Source organism: Pedomonas sp. (assembly GCF_036515995.1).
Classification (GTDB): domain Bacteria; phylum Pseudomonadota; class Alphaproteobacteria; order Sphingomonadales; family Sphingomonadaceae; genus Pedomonas.
On record NZ_DATBUP010000025.1, the window covers coordinates 1 to 16,200 of the forward strand.

The 16,200-nt window shown below is 62.0% G+C and carries 14 protein-coding genes; 4 read left to right on the forward strand and 10 right to left on the reverse strand.

The genetic code is table 11. The annotated features are described in order from the left end of the window. From VIG90_RS02040 to VIG90_RS02085, 10 genes are all read right to left on the reverse strand, one after another. Positions 1-140 (reverse strand): transposase (locus VIG90_RS02040; protein WP_331591796.1); only part of this gene is annotated, 140 nt, incomplete at its 3' end. 140 nt (positions 141-280) lie between these two features. Next, positions 281-1,198: a nucleotidyl transferase AbiEii/AbiGii toxin family protein gene (locus VIG90_RS02045; RefSeq protein ID WP_331591764.1), complete on the reverse strand. Its 918-nt coding sequence runs from the start codon at positions 1,196-1,198 to the stop codon at positions 281-283. Next, positions 1,188-2,003 (reverse strand): type IV toxin-antitoxin system AbiEi family antitoxin domain-containing protein, encoded by an 816-nt coding sequence (locus tag VIG90_RS02050; protein ID WP_331591765.1) that lies wholly within the window; start codon positions 2,001-2,003, stop codon positions 1,188-1,190. Before VIG90_RS02050 ends, VIG90_RS02045 begins: the two co-directional genes overlap by 11 nt. A 712-nt stretch (positions 2,004-2,715) precedes the next feature. Continuing rightward, positions 2,716-3,303, reverse strand: a complete 588-nt coding sequence (locus VIG90_RS02055; protein WP_331591766.1) for an MOSC domain-containing protein — start codon at positions 3,301-3,303, stop codon at positions 2,716-2,718. A gap of 419 nt (positions 3,304-3,722) precedes the next feature. Further along, positions 3,723-4,628, reverse strand: a complete 906-nt coding sequence (locus VIG90_RS02060) for an MOSC domain-containing protein (protein ID WP_331591767.1) — start codon at positions 4,626-4,628, stop codon at positions 3,723-3,725. A gap of 232 nt (positions 4,629-4,860) precedes the next feature. Then, entirely contained in the window at positions 4,861-5,823 is a 963-nt protein-coding gene (locus VIG90_RS02065) for a dihydrodipicolinate synthase family protein (RefSeq protein ID WP_331591768.1), read from the reverse strand. Positions 5,824-6,421: 598 nt separating this feature from the next. Next, complete coding sequence (locus tag VIG90_RS02070) at positions 6,422-7,516, reverse strand: alpha/beta fold hydrolase (RefSeq protein WP_331591769.1); 1,095 nt, start codon at positions 7,514-7,516, stop codon at positions 6,422-6,424. Between the two features lie 53 nt (positions 7,517-7,569). Continuing rightward, positions 7,570-8,583, reverse strand: coding sequence for an Ldh family oxidoreductase (locus VIG90_RS02075; RefSeq protein WP_414695460.1), 1,014 nt, complete (start codon positions 8,581-8,583; stop codon positions 7,570-7,572). Positions 8,584-8,762: 179 nt separating this feature from the next. Continuing rightward, on the reverse strand, positions 8,763-9,962 hold the full coding sequence (locus VIG90_RS02080; RefSeq protein ID WP_331591771.1) for a Xaa-Pro peptidase family protein: 1,200 nt from the start codon (positions 9,960-9,962) through the stop codon (positions 8,763-8,765). Between the two features lie 4 nt (positions 9,963-9,966). Next, a complete protein-coding gene (locus VIG90_RS02085) occupies positions 9,967-11,226 on the reverse strand; it encodes an FAD-binding oxidoreductase (protein WP_331591772.1) in 1,260 nt (419 codons plus the stop codon). Between the two features lie 156 nt (positions 11,227-11,382). Here VIG90_RS02085 and VIG90_RS02090 point away from each other — a divergent pair, with 156 nt between their 5' ends. From VIG90_RS02090 to VIG90_RS02105, 4 genes are read left to right on the forward strand one after another with little or no spacing between them, the layout of a single operon-like run. Beyond that, positions 11,383-12,381, forward strand: coding sequence for a 4-hydroxyproline epimerase (locus tag VIG90_RS02090; RefSeq protein WP_331591773.1), 999 nt, complete (start codon positions 11,383-11,385; stop codon positions 12,379-12,381). Positions 12,382-12,388: 7 nt separating this feature from the next. Beyond that, on the forward strand, positions 12,389-13,828 hold the full coding sequence (locus VIG90_RS02095) for an aldehyde dehydrogenase family protein (RefSeq protein ID WP_331591774.1): 1,440 nt from the start codon (positions 12,389-12,391) through the stop codon (positions 13,826-13,828). Between the two features lie 7 nt (positions 13,829-13,835). Beyond that, on the forward strand, positions 13,836-14,489 hold the full coding sequence (locus VIG90_RS02100) for a GntR family transcriptional regulator (protein ID WP_331591775.1): 654 nt from the start codon (positions 13,836-13,838) through the stop codon (positions 14,487-14,489). A 47-nt stretch (positions 14,490-14,536) separates the two neighbouring features. After that, entirely contained in the window at positions 14,537-15,976 is a 1,440-nt protein-coding gene (locus tag VIG90_RS02105; RefSeq protein WP_331591776.1) for an amino acid permease, read from the forward strand. Positions 15,977-16,200 lie beyond the last annotated feature (224 nt).

Genomic DNA, 16,200 nt, shown 5'->3' on the forward strand with positions numbered 1-16,200 from the left:
GCACCGGACCGGAACCGCCAGAGAATGCCATTGATCACCCGACGGTCGTCTACGCGTGCAACACCGCGCGGCTTGTTGGGAAGCAAGGGTTCAATGATTGCCCATTCCTTATCCGTCAGTTCGTATCGCCGCCGCGCCATCAGCCTCTCCATTACAGGAAGGCTGTTGAATCACGCTGGCGTCCGGAACTCAACCAAGTTTATGAGTTTGCGCCCTAATGGCATGGGACCGGGTATATCGACACGCCAGGAAGACTCCATTCGCATTGTCCGGTTTTCTTTTAGGTAAAGAGCCTTTCGAGCTCTTCCCTGTGTGCCTTGTGTTTGTTAGGGTTCTCTGCGGCGAGTTTCTTTAGGTTCAGCAGCTTCCAGCGCACGGCGGGAAGGTCCGCTGCCTGTGGCAGCCCGATCACTTCGAAATCTGGCTCGCCGTCATGTAGCGTGGTCAGAAACCGGTGGGCATTGGCATCGAGGCGTGCGCCGATATCGGCGATCAGACGTTCCCTTGTGTTCATGAGATCAGCGAGGGTGACGGGGATAGTCGTCATACCGATGAACTCGCGCGCATAGGGCTCGTCAAGCCTGCTACGAGTGGGGCGGAGCAATTCATGCGCTGGGCGGGGAGAGCTTGCGACATAAACAAGGAAGGTGTGGAACAGCTCGTCTGTGAACCCTTCGTTCTCGTAGAGCAGCTTGACGTCAAAGAGGTCGCGCGGATGCTGGCGGTCCATGGCGGCATGCAGCTTGCCCCCGAACAGGTCCTCAAAAGAGACGACTTGCAGCGCTGCGTACCCGAACTCCTCTTCGACCTTGGCCGAGACTTCGCGCCGGTCGGGATCGTGGACGACGCCGCGCGTGACAGGGGAGGTTTCGATCTTGATTTCGGCGGTGCCGAGCCGGGCGCGGATGCGGGTCGCGCCTCCGCCGCCACCGTCAATGCGGCGGGCATCAAGGCCTGCGATGCCGCTGCTGGCGGCGGTCATAATACGGTCGAGCGTTTCGTTGATGTCCGCGAGATCCTTGGCCCGATCCTGCACTGGCAGGTAGGTCAGGTCGATATCCACGGACAGGCGCGGCATGTCGCGGTAGAAGAGGTTGATGGCCGTACCGCCTTTCAGCGCAAAGACCTCTTCCGGGGCGATGAACGGCAGCAGCCGCACAAGCAGGGACACCTGTGCAGCGTAAAGTTCACGGGCCATCAGCCTCTCCTATGGTGGGCACGAATCCCGAAGGGACCATGATCCGGTAGCGGGGATGGATCCTACCCCCCTTCACAAGCGCGCGGTCGCCCGTGCCAAGGTCAAACTCGTCCGGGTTCAGGCGTTCACGCCAGGCATGCTTGTGACGATCCGCATAGACGAAGAACAAGCGGCGCACCTTGATCTTGCGGCAGCACTTCAGAAGCGCCGACAGGCGGCGCGGGCTCAACGTAGCGAGCCCTTGGAACACCATGTCGAGATTGTGGAAGCTTTCGTGGTCTGGCAGTTCGTCGAGAGCCTCGAGGATGGCGCGCTCCGGCGTAGAGATGCGCAGCGCCCAACCCCAAGGCAAGACATGAGCGTGGCCGGACTTGCTCATGGTGAGACCGAGCCCCGGGTCGCTGAACAGGCCGAGGCCGCGCGACACCAGCGGCGCGTCGAGTTCGATGCGCGCGAGCCATGACGGGATGACGCTGCCATACAGCCACACGGGCGGGGACATTCCGAGCGGCAGATAGTGGCTGTAACCATGCAGGCCGAGAGCCGTGCTGCCACCGGCATGCACCGGGTAGTTCATGATATGCTGAAGAGAGAGCAGGCAGGTCTGCCAGTCGAGCGCTACCGGCTGCGGGGTCGGGCGGCGGAAGACCCCGCGCTCAACGCGCTCCAGCCAGCCGCTCTCTATATATTTGCGGGTCAGGAACCGGCTAACGCCCTGCTTTTCCAGCCATGGCGCATCCACGAGAAAACCAGCCGGGACGGCTTCGAGGATGGTCTTCAGCTTATCGCTTCTAGGTGTACTCATAGTAAACATATTAGCATATTTGCAAAGAGGTGCGCCATAGACTCTTTGGAAATATCAAATTTTGGGTAGTTGAAGTGCACATATTATTGAATTATCAAAGACTGATGCGCGCCCGCACTCATGTGGTGACCATCCTTTGCGCAAGATAGCGCCCCCAATGAACGCCCATGCTTTTCCGGCTCCGCCGTTTTTCTAAACTGTTATGGGAATAAGGGCCGCTGCATATTGGGAGACATGGGTTGCTCGTTCATGCGTTAAGTCATTGAGGCAGGCCAAAAGTTGTCCTTGAAAATAGAAGCCACCGGGCAGCGAGGTCGGCATGATCTCCTCCGGCGTGAAGGCGCTGCAAGCCAGTCATCCTGTCGACTTTCGCAATTCTGCACGGAATATGATTCTTAGGTATCGGAAGGACAAGAACCGGGCAAAACCTTGGCCAGACCCAGACAGGGCGGGGGCCGGCTGGTCAAAGTCGTTCTTGCAGGTGACCTGGGTGTTGATGCGTCTGGTCGGTGGCCGTGCGTTTTCCCCGACGCAAGCTGTATTACGCGACGAACCGGCTCTATCGAGCGGGTGCTCTTCTTAGAACAACCTGGCCCATAGTGCCTCCTTCACAATAGGGCAATTGACTGCATCACCACATCCGGGGTCTAACACTTGGCCAATCAGTCGCGGTCTGACTTGGTGCTGTCTCGCCGTTCGCTATCAAAGGCGCTCAGGCACCCTCTGACAGTCGACGCGACCAGTCCTCCACCTGACGCGTAGCCAGCCTCTTCTCAGCGTAGCCGCGCCAGCCGTCAGCCAGATGCGAAAGGGTACTCATGGCCGCAAGTTCATCCAAGTTCATCGTATCGACATAGAGTGCGCGCCACAGCCGACGAAGGGTCCATTCAGGCGATAGGCGATCCACCAGCCGCAGCTCGTCTCCCCTCTTGATGTATCCTTCCTCAAGCACGCGGTAGTACCAGCCGGTCAGGCCGGTTTGCTGGACACGCAGCGCCATGTCCGGGACGGCGAACCGAGCGTTGAGCTTCCAGCAGGGTTGCCGTCCCTGGCTGACTTGAAGCAAGGCCCCGCCCAGCCGAAAGGTATCGCCAACCGCGACGCTCTCTTCGGTCAGCCCGTTGGTGGTCAGGTTCTCGCCAAACGCGCCTGGAGTGTCGAGCAGTGCCCGAGGTCCGATCAGTTGGCGCCAAGTCGGGTAATGATCGCGGGCGTAGTGATGCAGCGCCTTCTCAGGGCCGCCGTGATGCTTGCGGTCTCCTTGGGCGTCGCAAGCCAGTCCCTCCAAGCCAACACGCACGCGCCCAGTGACTGGGCGCTTGTCAATTGCGCTCGGGGCGCCGCGAGGTCCCAGTGGCGCTACGGATCCGGCCAGAATATCCTCAACAATCACCATATCTGATCCTCGCATCGCCTGAGGCAGCATCACTTGTTGCCTCCCACCTTGGCAATGCACCTCTGAGGCGAGGGGAGCCAAGCCTGGCCTTGAAGCAGAAGCGCTGATATGGCGGGCGGTCGCCGCCACCATTTGTTCTTGCTCGTCGCCGATCCTTGAGTCTAGCACCCGATCGTGCACGTGCAAACAACCGGGTCAACATATTCAGTCAGTCGTCGGCGCGCGGGTCAACCTGCGTGCGCGACACCGCTCATCATGATTGCGTTAACCTGTCCCCCTAGGCTGTCGGCACATGGCCGCCATCGCGGCGGGCTTGGCATCGATTAGCCAGGCCTCACGCCGGTGACGATCGCCTTGTCTCCCAGCCAGACCTGTCCGGGCGTGATGACGTTGCAGTAGACGCTCATGAGTTGGCGCATTTCACGCACGATGGTTCTTGTGATAGCCGAGTTTTTTGCGATGCCGCCTTGCTGCTCGGCTGCGATGATCGTGCAGCGCGGGCATTCCATCACCACATCGAACTGTACCTGGCCCAGTTGCACTGCCTGTCCAATCCATTCTCGCTCCCGTATCGCATCTGATGCACCGCCATCATCGATCAGAAAGTTCGGACGAAACCGGCGTACATCAAGATCCACGTCCGGCAAGTGTCGCTGGAGGTGCCTGATTGACGAGGTCGTCAGGATGTCGATCGGAAACGCGTCAAAATAGGTGCCACGCGGCGCGCCCAGTTCACTGAGCTCCCGCATCAGGTGGGGAGGCATGCGGCTCATATCGGGCAGAGGCTCCGTGTCCTCCAGGCCGAAGAGCATGCGGATTTCGGTCTCCATACTGCCTGTCACGAGCGCACCTTGCCCTGGACGGAGATGGTCGACCTGATTGCCAGGGCGAAGCGACAGGAGCGTCACGTCCTTGCCCAGGGCATCAGACAGGCGGGTGTGCACCTTCGGATCATCCGAGTTGACGGTTGCTCTGTCCGGCAGCGTGATTTCTACATGGGGCACCAGTCCGGCATCCGTGCCGGGTAGATAGCGAGCCGAGCACATCAGGAGACGCGGAATATAGCGGGCACTTCTAATAGCGCCTGCCTTCTCGTCGCGGACCGCCCATCCACGGTCCCACCGGATCCCGCGCGCGCCGACGTCTGCCTGGGTCAGTTGCTCGCCGCCCATCGACTTTACCGGGTACCGCCAGATCTGCGCGACGATCAGCTCTTCTGTTAGGGTCATCAGGTCAGCTCCCAGTGGGCCGCAGAGAATAATAACCGGCCCATCAGAGCATGACTTTGAGACCAATTCCAGAGTGTGAGGGTCAGCATAAAAGCCAAAAGATTCATCTTCCAGAATTCTGCCGAGAGCCGATGGGACTATCTGAACGCTCGTCTGACCCCGAAAGTAAAAGGGCCCTCCCGTGTGGAAGGGCCCGTTGCAGCGCCTGCTTAGCGTCTTGTTGAGCGTTTGATCAGGCCTTGTACTTCTGCACAGCGCCCGGGAGCTTGCTCCATTCGGCATACCAGGTCGTGAACAGCTTGAATTGGGCTTCGGCATAACCGCGCTGGCTTTCCGTCAGCTCGTCAGTCTCATTGAAGTGCAGCGTGTATTCCTTATCCCCCTGAAGCACCATCAGGTACTTATAATAGAGAACAAGGTCCGGGCCTGCATCGAAGGAGGACAGAACGCCAAGCGCCTGTTCAAGCTCCTGCGCGCGCTGGCGAGCTTCGAAGTCGCCTGCGGCTGCGGCCTGGGACAGCTTGCACAGGTGGATTACTTCCCGCGGCAGCGCGTTGCCGATGCCGGTGATAGCACCGGTTGCGCCGCAGTTCACGAAACCATGGTACACCGTCGTATCGACGCCAACCATCAGTGCGACATCGTCGTCGCGGCTGGTGATGTACTCTGCCGCATAGCGCATGTCCTCGGCTCCGCCGAACTCCTTGAAGCCGATGAGGTTGGGGTGCTCGGCGCGTAGCGCGAAGAACAGGTCTGCGCGAGTAGCGAAGCCGTAGTACGGGCTGTTGTAGATGACTGCCGGCAGGTCAGGCGCTGCGGCCAGGATCGCCTTGAAATGCGCCTTCTGCGCAGTGATCGACGGGCCGCGCGACAGGACCCGCGGAATGACCATCAGACCCTGAGCGCCAACCTTTTGTGCGTGGGCCGCGAGAGCGACGGCCGCGGCCGTGTTAACGGCGCCGGTGCCAACAATGACGGGAATGCCGGCTTTCACCAGGCGCTCGACGCCTTCCATGCGCTGCGCATCCGTCAGAAGGGGCCAGTCCCCCATGGAGCCGCAATAGACTACGGCAGACATCCCGATTTCGATGAGCTGCTTGCCCTTGCGGACAAGGGCATCAAAGTCAGGGGTGCGGTCCGCCGTGCAAGGCGTCATGAGGGCTGGAATAACACCGGAAAAAATCTTGGCTTTCATTTTTTTGACCGTCCTGTTGGCCTGTACGTCTGCAGGCTTCAAAACCATAACGTGAGCGTATCATCCATACTCTCAGATCAGACGATAGTATTTAGTATACGATTTGTCGATGATAAAGTTGAGGTATTCAACAGCCGGCCTGAAAACCTCACATAAGTGCCAGAGCATGTTAATGTCTGGTAGCGCTGCAGGCCGTTTCCTGCGGGCTGCGTTGTGCAAAAGGTCGAGTAGACAGATACTTTCTTGTTGAATCGCCTGCTGCCTAAAATGCTCACTCTCAGGAATTGCGAGAATCGCTGTGTTGCAGGGACCAAGGCGATTTGGCCGTCGGCATTGGCCGTAATTGCCTGCGACAGAATCACAGAGCGCCAAACTGGTCACCCTGCCATGAGCCAGGCAAAAAAGCTCCGTCAGCGCGTTTGAACGCCCATGGCGCCGGCAGTGATTTTGTATGTACTTTTGCGGAGACTGGGCCAGTTCGGACTGGCGATGATCGGTCGCGAACCGCCTGTACAAAAAAATGCGCGGCGGCCGGGGAGGGGGCCGCCGCGCGCGCATCCGGGAATGCCCGGTGAGATCCAGAAAAGGGGACTTTGGGTTATTTCGTCTCGGTGCGTTTCAGAAGATCGATCAGCTCGTCCTTCCAGAACTTTGCCCACGTATGGGTGCCATGGCCCCGGGTTTCATCGGTCGCCTTGATCAGCACATACCGGGCACCCGGCAGGCGCTCAGCGAATTTTTCGGCTAGGCCGTAATCCCATGGGTTAATGAAATCGTCGCTGGAATTTATCCAGGTCATGGGCGTGGTGATCTTCTCCAGATCCTTTGAGGGATCGTAGGTGCGCGAGGCATCCAGCTGATAGATCAGGTCGTTCGCGTCGCGGCGGGGAATGTCCGCCTCGACACGCTCCACAATGTAAGCGTCGGCGGCATCGCGGGTCGGGAATTCCTTCTGCAGATAGAGCGGCGCGAAGCCCGCCACCTGCAAGAGGCTCACCGCCGTGCGCAGGCCCCGCACTGGCGGGGTCTGGTAAGTGCCGTTGTCCCATGCCCGGTCGGACATGATGCCGTGCATGGCGGCCTTGCGCCACATGCGGTTGTGCCCGGCGATCTGCATGGGCAGGCAGGCCATCGGCAACATCGCCTGGATGAAGTCCGGGTGCTTGGCACCCCACACGAAACCATGCATGCAGCCCATGGAGGTTCCCATCATCAGCCGCAGATGGTTGACCTTCAGGCCTTCGATCAGCATGCGGCGCTGGGCTTCCACCATGTCGGCGTAGTCATACTTGGGAAAGTCCATGCGCTGGCCGTCGCTCGGCTTGGAGGACTGGCCGTGGCCGATGTTGTCCGGCAGGATGATATAGTATTTGGTGATGTCGAGCGGCTGGCCAGGGCCATAGAGTTCCTGCGCGAACTGTGGTGCGAGGAACTGCCGCCCGCTGCCGCCGGTGCCGTGCAGCACCATCACCGCGTTCGTGATGTTGCCCTTGGTGTCGCGCTTCGGCGTGCCAAGGGTGGCATAGTGCATGCGAAGTTCTGCCATCGTCTCGCCGGTACCAAAGGTGAAGTTCTTCAGAACCACATTTCCCTCGGTCAGCCGGGCCGTATAATCTACCTCGGCGCTGACAGGCATCGCGCCGAGGGCTGCGAGCGCGCCGGCCGCGGCGAGTGTCCTGAAGATGGCTTTCATTGTAGGTTCCCCTTCACTGAGCTTGGCCCAATGCCTCTTATGATCTGCCAAAATTAGTCGAGCAGGGCGCGGATGTCTTCCAGGAGTGTGCGCGGCACGCGGACGCCTCCAAGTGCCGTGCGCGCACGGGCCTCGTAGCGACGCTGAGACGGCAGACGTGCGCCCTGGCTTGTGATGCCCTCGAGCAGCGCCTCGGCCCGGGCCAGATGCTCGGCCGCCAAGGACCCAAGGAAGCGGGCGGGGTCGATGGCGATGATGAGCTCGCCGCCATAAGGCGAGGCCTTGGCGCCATCATCGTGGGCGAGGGACTCGGCGCTCGTCATGTCACCGATCAGTGGCCCTGCGATCAGCTCGATCATCGTCGAGAGGGCCGAGCCCTTGTGTCCGCCAAAGGTGAGCATTGCGCCCTCCAGCGCTTCAGTCGCATCGGTTGTCGGGTTTCCGTTCGCATCGATCCCCCAGCCGAGGGGAATGGACTTGCCCTCGCGCCGGTGCAGCTCGATCTCGCCGCGGGCAACGGCGCTGGTTGCAAAGTCGAATACATAAGGGTGGGGGCCCGGGCGCGGCCAACCGAAGGCGATGGGGTTGGTTCCGAAAATCGGCTTCTTGCCGCCGGCAGGCGCAACCCAGGCGTGGCTCGGCGTGAAGGCGAGGGCGACAAGCCCGTTGCCCGCCAACTCCTCTACTTCCGGCCACAGGGCGGAGAAGTGGATGCACCTGTTGATCGCCATCGCGGCGATGCCGCACTGCCGCGCCTTCTCGGCCAGTACCGGCTTGCCCATGTTGAACGCGAGCTGGGCATAGCCACCTTTGGCGTCCACCTTTACCAGTGCAGGAGCTATGTCCTGCACCACAGGTTCGGCATCGAGCGACACCTTGCCCGCCTTGATGGTGTGGGCGCAGACCAACAGCCGATAGATGCCATGGGAGGCGCACTCATCCCGTTCCCCTGCAACGATTGTGTCGGCAACTGCCTTCACATGGGGTTCGGAAAGTCCGTGGCGCGACAGCACCGCTTCTGCCAACGTCCGCACCTCATCAAGGGAAATCCGCACAGTCTCCGTCACACCATTGCTCCCGTTCTTCCGGCTAAGGCCGGGCGATCTCCATCCGCCTGTGGCCTGAGCCGGCATGGCGGGGAAAGATGGTTATCAATAATAGTATACGATATACAATGAACAGGGATAGATGCAAACTGCCCTGTCGCGCAGGCGAAAAGAACCGGCGTGAAGGCAGGGCTCGCGTCTCAGCCGAACGGGGCGTCGATGGAAGGCGACGGCTTGGTGAACCACTCTGCGCCGGTCTCGGTGACGTAGAAGTGATCCTCCAGTCGGATGCCGAAGCGGTCCGGCACCACGATCATTGGCTCGTTGGAGAAGCACATGCCGGATAGCAAAGGCGTCGTGTCGCCGCGCACCAGATAGGCAGGTTCGTGGATGGAAAGGCCGATGCCGTGGCCGGTGCGGTGCGGCAGGCCCGGCAGCCTGTAATCCGGGCCGAGGCCGCCCTTTTCGAGCACGGCGCGGGCGGCATAGTCTACCGCCTCGCACAGCACGCCGGGCCTGACTGCATCGAACGCCGCCTGCTGGGCGGCCTGTTCCAGCTCCCACATGGCGCGCTGTTCGGCGCTTGGCTGACCGAACACATAGGTGCGGGTAATGTCGCTGTGGTAGCCCTCGATGGTGCAGCCGGTGTCGATCAGCACCACGTCGCCCTCCGCCAAGTAGGATTCGCCCGGCAAGCCGTGGGGGAAGGCAGTGGAGCGGCCAAACTGCACGATGCAGAAGCTGGAGCCTGAAGCGCCCAATGCCCGGTGCGCCTCATCGATGAAGCGGCGGACTTCAGAGGCCGTAATGCCATCGCGCAGAATGCTGGCGGCGCGCCTGTGCACTTCCAGCGTCATCGCCTTGGCCTGCTTCATCAGGGCCAGTTCGCCAGGCGACTTCTGCATGCGGCAGCCGTCGATAACGGCGGAGCCTTCCACCACGTCAATGCTGGGTGCTGCCCGACGGATACGCTCCACGAACAGGAAGGCCATGGCAGGATCGAGCGCGAGGCGCCGCGTGCCAAGCTCACGCAATGCCCCGGCCACCAGTTCGCTCGGAGACTCGTCCTCTTCCCAGAGTCGGATATCAGCCTCGATGACAAGTTCGGCTTGCAAACTGCCCAGCTCGAAATTGGGGCAGATGATGATGGGCTTGCCGGTGAGCGGCAGCAGCATCGCCACCAGCCGCTCGGTGGCACCCCAGGTGACCCCTGCGAAGTAGCGCAGACTGGTGCCGGCGCTGACGAGCAGGGCATCGATGCCGTGCTCGCGCATCAGGCGGCGCGCCTTCTCGATGCGGGCCTGGCGCTCCTCAACCGAGATTGACGGGGCGCGATCCTGCCAGGGACCAAGGCTTGCCAGTTCAGCTGCGGCGCTGGAGCCGCCGATTCCGCGCGTCATCGTATCACTTCCTGAAACGCTCGAGGGAGAAGGGCTCAGTATTAATGACCGGAGTTTCCCCGGAGACAAGGGCACCGATCGCCTCGCCCGTCACGGCGGCGAGCGTCAAGCCTAAATGCTGGTGGCCGAAGGCGTAGTAGAGGCCGGGCAGATCCTGGGCACGGCCGATGGCGGGCAGATAATCCGGCAGAGTGGGGCGAGCGCCCATCCAAGGCTTGACCGGTTCGCCGAAGGAGAGGCCGAGCGCCTTGACATGCGCCTTCAGCCGCTCCCACTTGCGCGGATCGGCGGGGCTTTCCAGCCGGCCAAACTCGACGAAGCTGGCAGCTCTGAGGCCGGAGCGGAAGCGGGTGACGATCATCGAGCGGTCTTCAAACACCACCGGCGGCATGGTCTCCGGCCAGGTCGTATTTTGCGTCTGGATATGGTAGCCACGCTCGGCAATGATCGGAACGGTGTAGCCGAGCGGCCTTAAGAGGTCGCCCGAGGCGACGCCCGCCGCCACCACAGCCGTCTGTGCCAGCAGCGTCTCGCCGTCGTCCGTCGCGATGCTAAGGCTATTGCCCGACCGTTGGATCGTGAGGACGGAGGCCTTGTGCCGTCGCCCGCCCAATGCCTCGAACCGGCGCTCCAGCGCCTCGGCCAACTGGCCCAGATCGGTAATCTGGCCGCTGCCGAGGAACCGGATTGCGCCTGCGGGACGAATACCGGTCAGCTCGGTAATCTCCCGCATTTCTGCGTCGGTGACGTCGCGGCACGAGGCCGTGCCCGTGTCCGCTTTGGCCCATGTGGCGCGGCCCTTTACAGCAGTCGCTTCCGACTCCCATACAATGTAATGTCCGTCCTGCACCAAGAGACTTTCCGCCTTTGCGAACGCCAGCAATCGCTGCCAGGCCGGTACGGCCTCGGCGAGTGCAGCCTTCAGAGCCGCCTTGCCAGTGGCGAAGCGCTTCGGACGAGCGGCCATCATCAACCGCAAGGAAAACGGCAGCCATGCCGAGATGTCCCTCAGCGGCAGACTGAGCGCCCCGCCGCGCCAGAACAGACGGCGGGGAAAACTCTTGAGCGTGGCAATTGAGGCCAGCGGCTCCACCTGCTCCACGGCGATATGGCCCGCATTGCCCCACGAAGCGGGGCGGTGCTCGCGCGCCGGGTCGATCAAGCACGTTGCGATCCCGCGCGCTTGCAGGTTCACGGCGCAGCTAAGGCCGACCAGGCCGCCGCCGACCACCACAGAAATGTACTGAGATTGCGATTTTTTCATTGGCATGCAGTATCGTATACCGTATATTATTCAGGTGTTCAACGGAGGACACGGGCGCGTTCCACAGTTTCTGCCCGGACCCGCCTCAACCCGGCCGCAACCGCCCGGTTTGCTGCCAACGGCACGATCGATAGAGCAGCGGCGCAAGAGAGACGTATGCGACATACCTTCTTCTGCATTGACGGTCATACGGCCGGAAACCCTGTCCGCCTAGTGGTGGGCGGGGCCCCGCTGTTGAAGGGCGCAACCATGGCGGAGCGCCGCCAGGATTTCCTGGCGCGCTTTGACTGGATCCGCACGGGTTTGTGCTTCGAGCCGCGCGGCCATGACATGATGTCGGGCGGCTTTTTGTATCCGCCGACGCGTGAGGACACTGACTGCGGCATTCTTTTCATCGAGACCAGCGGCAGCCTGCCCATGTGCGGCCACGGCACCATCGGCATGGTCACTTTCGGACTTGAACACGGTCTCATTCAGCCGCGCGAGGCCGGCAAGCTGCGCCTTGAGGTGCCGGCGGGCATCATCGAGATCGACTACAAGACCGAAGGCGAGAAGGTGACGTCGGTCAAGATCCGCAATGTCCCGGCCTACCTCGCCAAGCAGGGCCTCAAGATCGATGTGCCGGGCTTCGGCCCCCTGTCGATCGATGTGTCTTATGGCGGGAACTACTATGCCATTATCGAACCCCAGGGCGCCTACACTGGGCTGGATGATCTGGGTGCGTCGCGCATCGTGGAGCTGAGCCGCATCATCCGCGCCAAGGTTCGCGAAGTCTACGAGCCGGTTCACCCGCTGGAGCCGACCATCCGCGGCGTCAGCCATGTGCTTTGGGCCGACAAGCCCAAGAGCGCCGATGCCGACGGCCGCAACGCCGTGTTCTACGGCGAGCGCGCCATCGACCGCAGCCCCTGCGGCACCGGCACCTCGGCGCGGCTGGCGCATCTGGCTGCTACCGGGCGACTGAAGGCGGGGGATGCTTTCGTTCACGAAAGCTACATCTGCAGCCGCTTCATCGGCCGCGTCGAGGGCGAGACCATGCTGGGCGACCAGCCTGCCATCATCCCCTCCATCGAGGGGGCGGCCATCGCGACGGGTTTCAATACCATCTGGATCGATCAGGCGGATACGTTCTGGTCAGGTTTTTCGGTTGTTTGAGGGTGTCATGACGGAAACTATCAGCCTCTCCCATCATATTGGCGGTCAATCCATTACGGCCCAGGCGGCGTTCGAGCAGCGCAATCCTGCCCGCCCCGATGATCTGCGCGTGGAAGGGCCGGAGGCTGATGCAGTCGTCGTCGCCCGTGCCGTCACCGCTGCCCACGATGCCGTTGATGTGCTGGCTGCAGGCGGCGTCGAGGTCCGCTCGGATGCGTTGGCCAGAATCGGCCGTACCCTTCAGGCCGATGCCGACCGGCTGGCCCTCCTGATCGCACGCGAGACCGGCAAGACGTTCGGCGACAGCAAGGGCGAGGTGATGCGCGCCGCCCGCCTGTTCGACTTCTTTGCCGGCGAGACCCTGCGCAACATCGGCGAGCGCTTCGACTCAACCCGTCCGGGCGCAATGGTCGAGGTGGATTATGCGCCGGTCGGCGTGGTGGCTGCCGTCACGCCCTGGAACTTCCCGATCGCCATTCCGGCCTGGAAGATCGCGCCCGCCATTGCCTACGGCAACGCCGTGGTGTGGAAGCCCTCGGAAATCTCGTCCGCAACGGCGGCCGCGCTGATGGATGTCATCGCCGCCTCCGGCCTGCCGGCAGGCAGCGTGAACATGGTGCTGGGCGCGGGCGAGGCGGGCCGTTTCGTTGTGGAAGCGGACGGCATTGACGCCATCAGCTTCACCGGCTCGGTTGCGACCGGCGAGAAGGTGCGCTTGGCCGCGGCCGCACGCGGCGTGCGGGTGCAGGCCGAGATGGGCGGCGTCAACGGCCTCATCGTCATGGCGGATGCGGATCTGGACAATGCGGTCGAGTGCGCCCTCAATGGCGCCTTCTTCGCTGCCGGTCAGCGCTGCACGGCAACGTCGCGGATCATCGTGGAGCACGAGATCGCCGACCGCTTTGTCGAGGCATTGGCGAGGCGGGTCGACGCCCTGAAGATCGGTGATCCGGCCGATCCCTCAACGCAGGTGGGCCCCCTGGCCGCGCCGCGCCAGAAGGCTCTCATCGCCAGCCAGGTCAAGGAGGCCGAAGCCACGGGCCTCAAGCCGGTGTTCGGCGGCAGCAGCGCCCAGATGGACGAATGCTTCTACGCTCCGACTCTGTTCGACCATGTCTCCGCCGACAACTGGCTCTGCCACAACGAGATCTTCGGCCCGGTTGCCGGGGTGTTCCGCGTCGGTGGGTTCGACGAGGCCATCAAGGTTCTGAACGCTAACCGTTTCGGCCTGTCGGCGGGCCTGTGCACCAAGTCTTTTGGCTATGTGGAGGCCTTCAAGCGCCGCGCCCGAGCCGGTATGCTCATGGTCAACATGCCGACCGCCGGTGTTGACTATCACGCGCCGTTTGGCGGAACCGGTGCTTCAAGCTATGGTCCGCGGGAGCAGGGACGGGCCGCCCGTACCTTCTTCACAACGATCAAAACAACCTATCAGAAACCGGTATAAACAACCCATGAGCAGCCTCATCGTACGGAATCTTTCAGATCAGCTTGTCGAGCTGGTCCGTGACCGCATCCTCTCCGGCCAAGTGTCGGTTGACAAGCCGATCCGGCAGGATGCGCTGGCCGCCGAGCTCGGCGTCAGCAAGATTCCGTTGCGAGAGGCGCTGGCCCGGCTGGAGCAGGAAGGATTGCTGCGCTCGCAGGCGAACAAGGGCTTTTTCGTTCGGCCGCTCAGCACTGCGGAAGCCGAAGAAGTCTATGCCCTTCGGCTCAAGCTGGAGCCGGAAGCCGTCGCACTGGCGGCCAAGCGGGCAAGCGACGCTGACCGCCGCATTGCGTCCGAGGCGCTCGAGACGCTCGAGCGGATCAACGGTGAACAGGGCACCCGTGCCGGCACCTTCAACCGGGCATTCCACCTGGCGCTCATCCGCCCATCGGGGCTTGTGGTGACCACCAGTTTCCTTGAGCGGCTTCACATCTTGTCGGACCGCTACGTGCGCAAGCACCTGGAGCCGCTCGGCCGGGATGAAAGGGCCGATAAAGAGCACACCCTGCTTCTCGAGACGTGGCTTGCGCGCGACCATAAGACCGTTGCTGCACTGATGCGGGAGCACATCGGTCAAACTCTGGAGGATCTGCGCAAACAGCTTCCTGCAGACACATAATATGCCGGAGGCATCCGGCAGTCCGCATAACAAAGGGGACCAGGACTGTGGGACAAACACTTTGGGGGCCGCTCAAGCCGCTCGATACCAACGAGCAGCTTGGGCGGGAGCATCGACTCAAGAAAACGCTAAGCTGGCCACATCTTATTGCATTGGGCATCGGAGCGATCGTTGGTACAGGCATTTACACGCTGACCGGTGTCGGCGCGGATCGGGCGGGGCCGGCCGTGCTTCTGGCCTTCGCCATTGCCGGTGCGGTCTGCGCCTGTGCGGCGCTGGCCTACGCCGAAATGGCGACGCTGATCCCGACAGCGGGCAGTGCCTACACCTACACATACTCGGTTATCGGCGAAGGCATTGCCTGGGTAGTGGGCTGGAGCCTTATTCTGGAATATTCGCTGGCGTGTAGCACAGTGGCGGTGGGCTGGGCGGCCTATCTCGTCGGCTGGCTGCAAGGCGTCGGAATAGAATGGCCGCACGTTCTATTGGCCGGGCCACACGCGGGCGGTATCGTTAATCTTCCGGCCGTGCTGGTTGCCCTCTCGATCGCGGGCCTCTTGATGGCGGGCACACGCGAGAGCGCCACGCTCAATATCATTCTGGTCATCATCAAGATCAGCGCGCTGGCCGCGTTTGTCTTCCTGGCGCTGCCGGCGTTCAACGGCGAGAATATGACGCCGTTCATGCCCTACGGCTTCGGCAGCTCAGTCGATGCTGAAGGCACCACTCGCGGCGTAATGGCGGCGGCCGCCATCGTGTTCTTCGCCTTTTACGGTTTTGATGCTGTGGCGACCTCTGCGGAGGAAGCGAAGAACCCGGGCCGGGATCTGACCATCGGCATCGTCGGCTCCATGGCTGCATGCACCATTATTTACATGCTGGTAGCTCTGTCTGCCATCGGCGCTGTCCACCACACCCAGGTGGCGCAGTCGTCCGAGCCGCTGGCCTTCGTGCTGCGTATGCTCGACCATCCGTTCGCAGCCTGGGCCATTGCGATGGCTGCGTTGATCGCACTGCCGTCGGTCATCCTCGTGATGATGTACGGTCAGAGCCGCATTTTCTTTGTGATGGCGCGCGACGGCCTCCTGCCGCGCAAGCTCAGCGAGGTTTCGCCCCGCACGGGCTCGCCGCTGCTTATCACCGGCATCACCGGCGTGTTCGTGGCGGCTGTGGCCGGTTTCTTCCGGCTGGATGAGATTGCGGAACTGGCCAATGCCGGAACGCTCGTGGCCTTTATCGCCGTTGCCGCGAGCATGATGATCCTGCGCGTGAAGCGTCCGGATCTCAAGCGCGTGTTCAGCTGCCCTGCGCCTTATCTGGTCGGAACGCTGGCCATCGTTGGCTGCCTTTACCTGATGTTCAGCCTGCCGGATCACACGCTGGTGCGCTTCCTTGGTTGGAACATGCTCGGCGTACTCGTTTACCTGATCTACGGGCGCCGCCGCAGCGCGCTGGCGCAGCAAGCAACGCCGGAGACGGTTCAGTAATTCGAACGCAACACCGGAAATAGAAAGGGGCGGTCACTCCGGTGGCCGCCCCTTTTATTTACCTGTAACTGCCAGCCGTGAGGGGCAGCAGCAGAAAATGTGCACCCCCTCGTTCCAGAAGCTGAGGGGGGAATGCAGCGGAAGCCCATGCGCCGAGGCGTGCGCGATAAAGAATTTGCTGCGCTCAGGTGCCAACAACACGGGGTCTCGGTTGAAAGAAATCC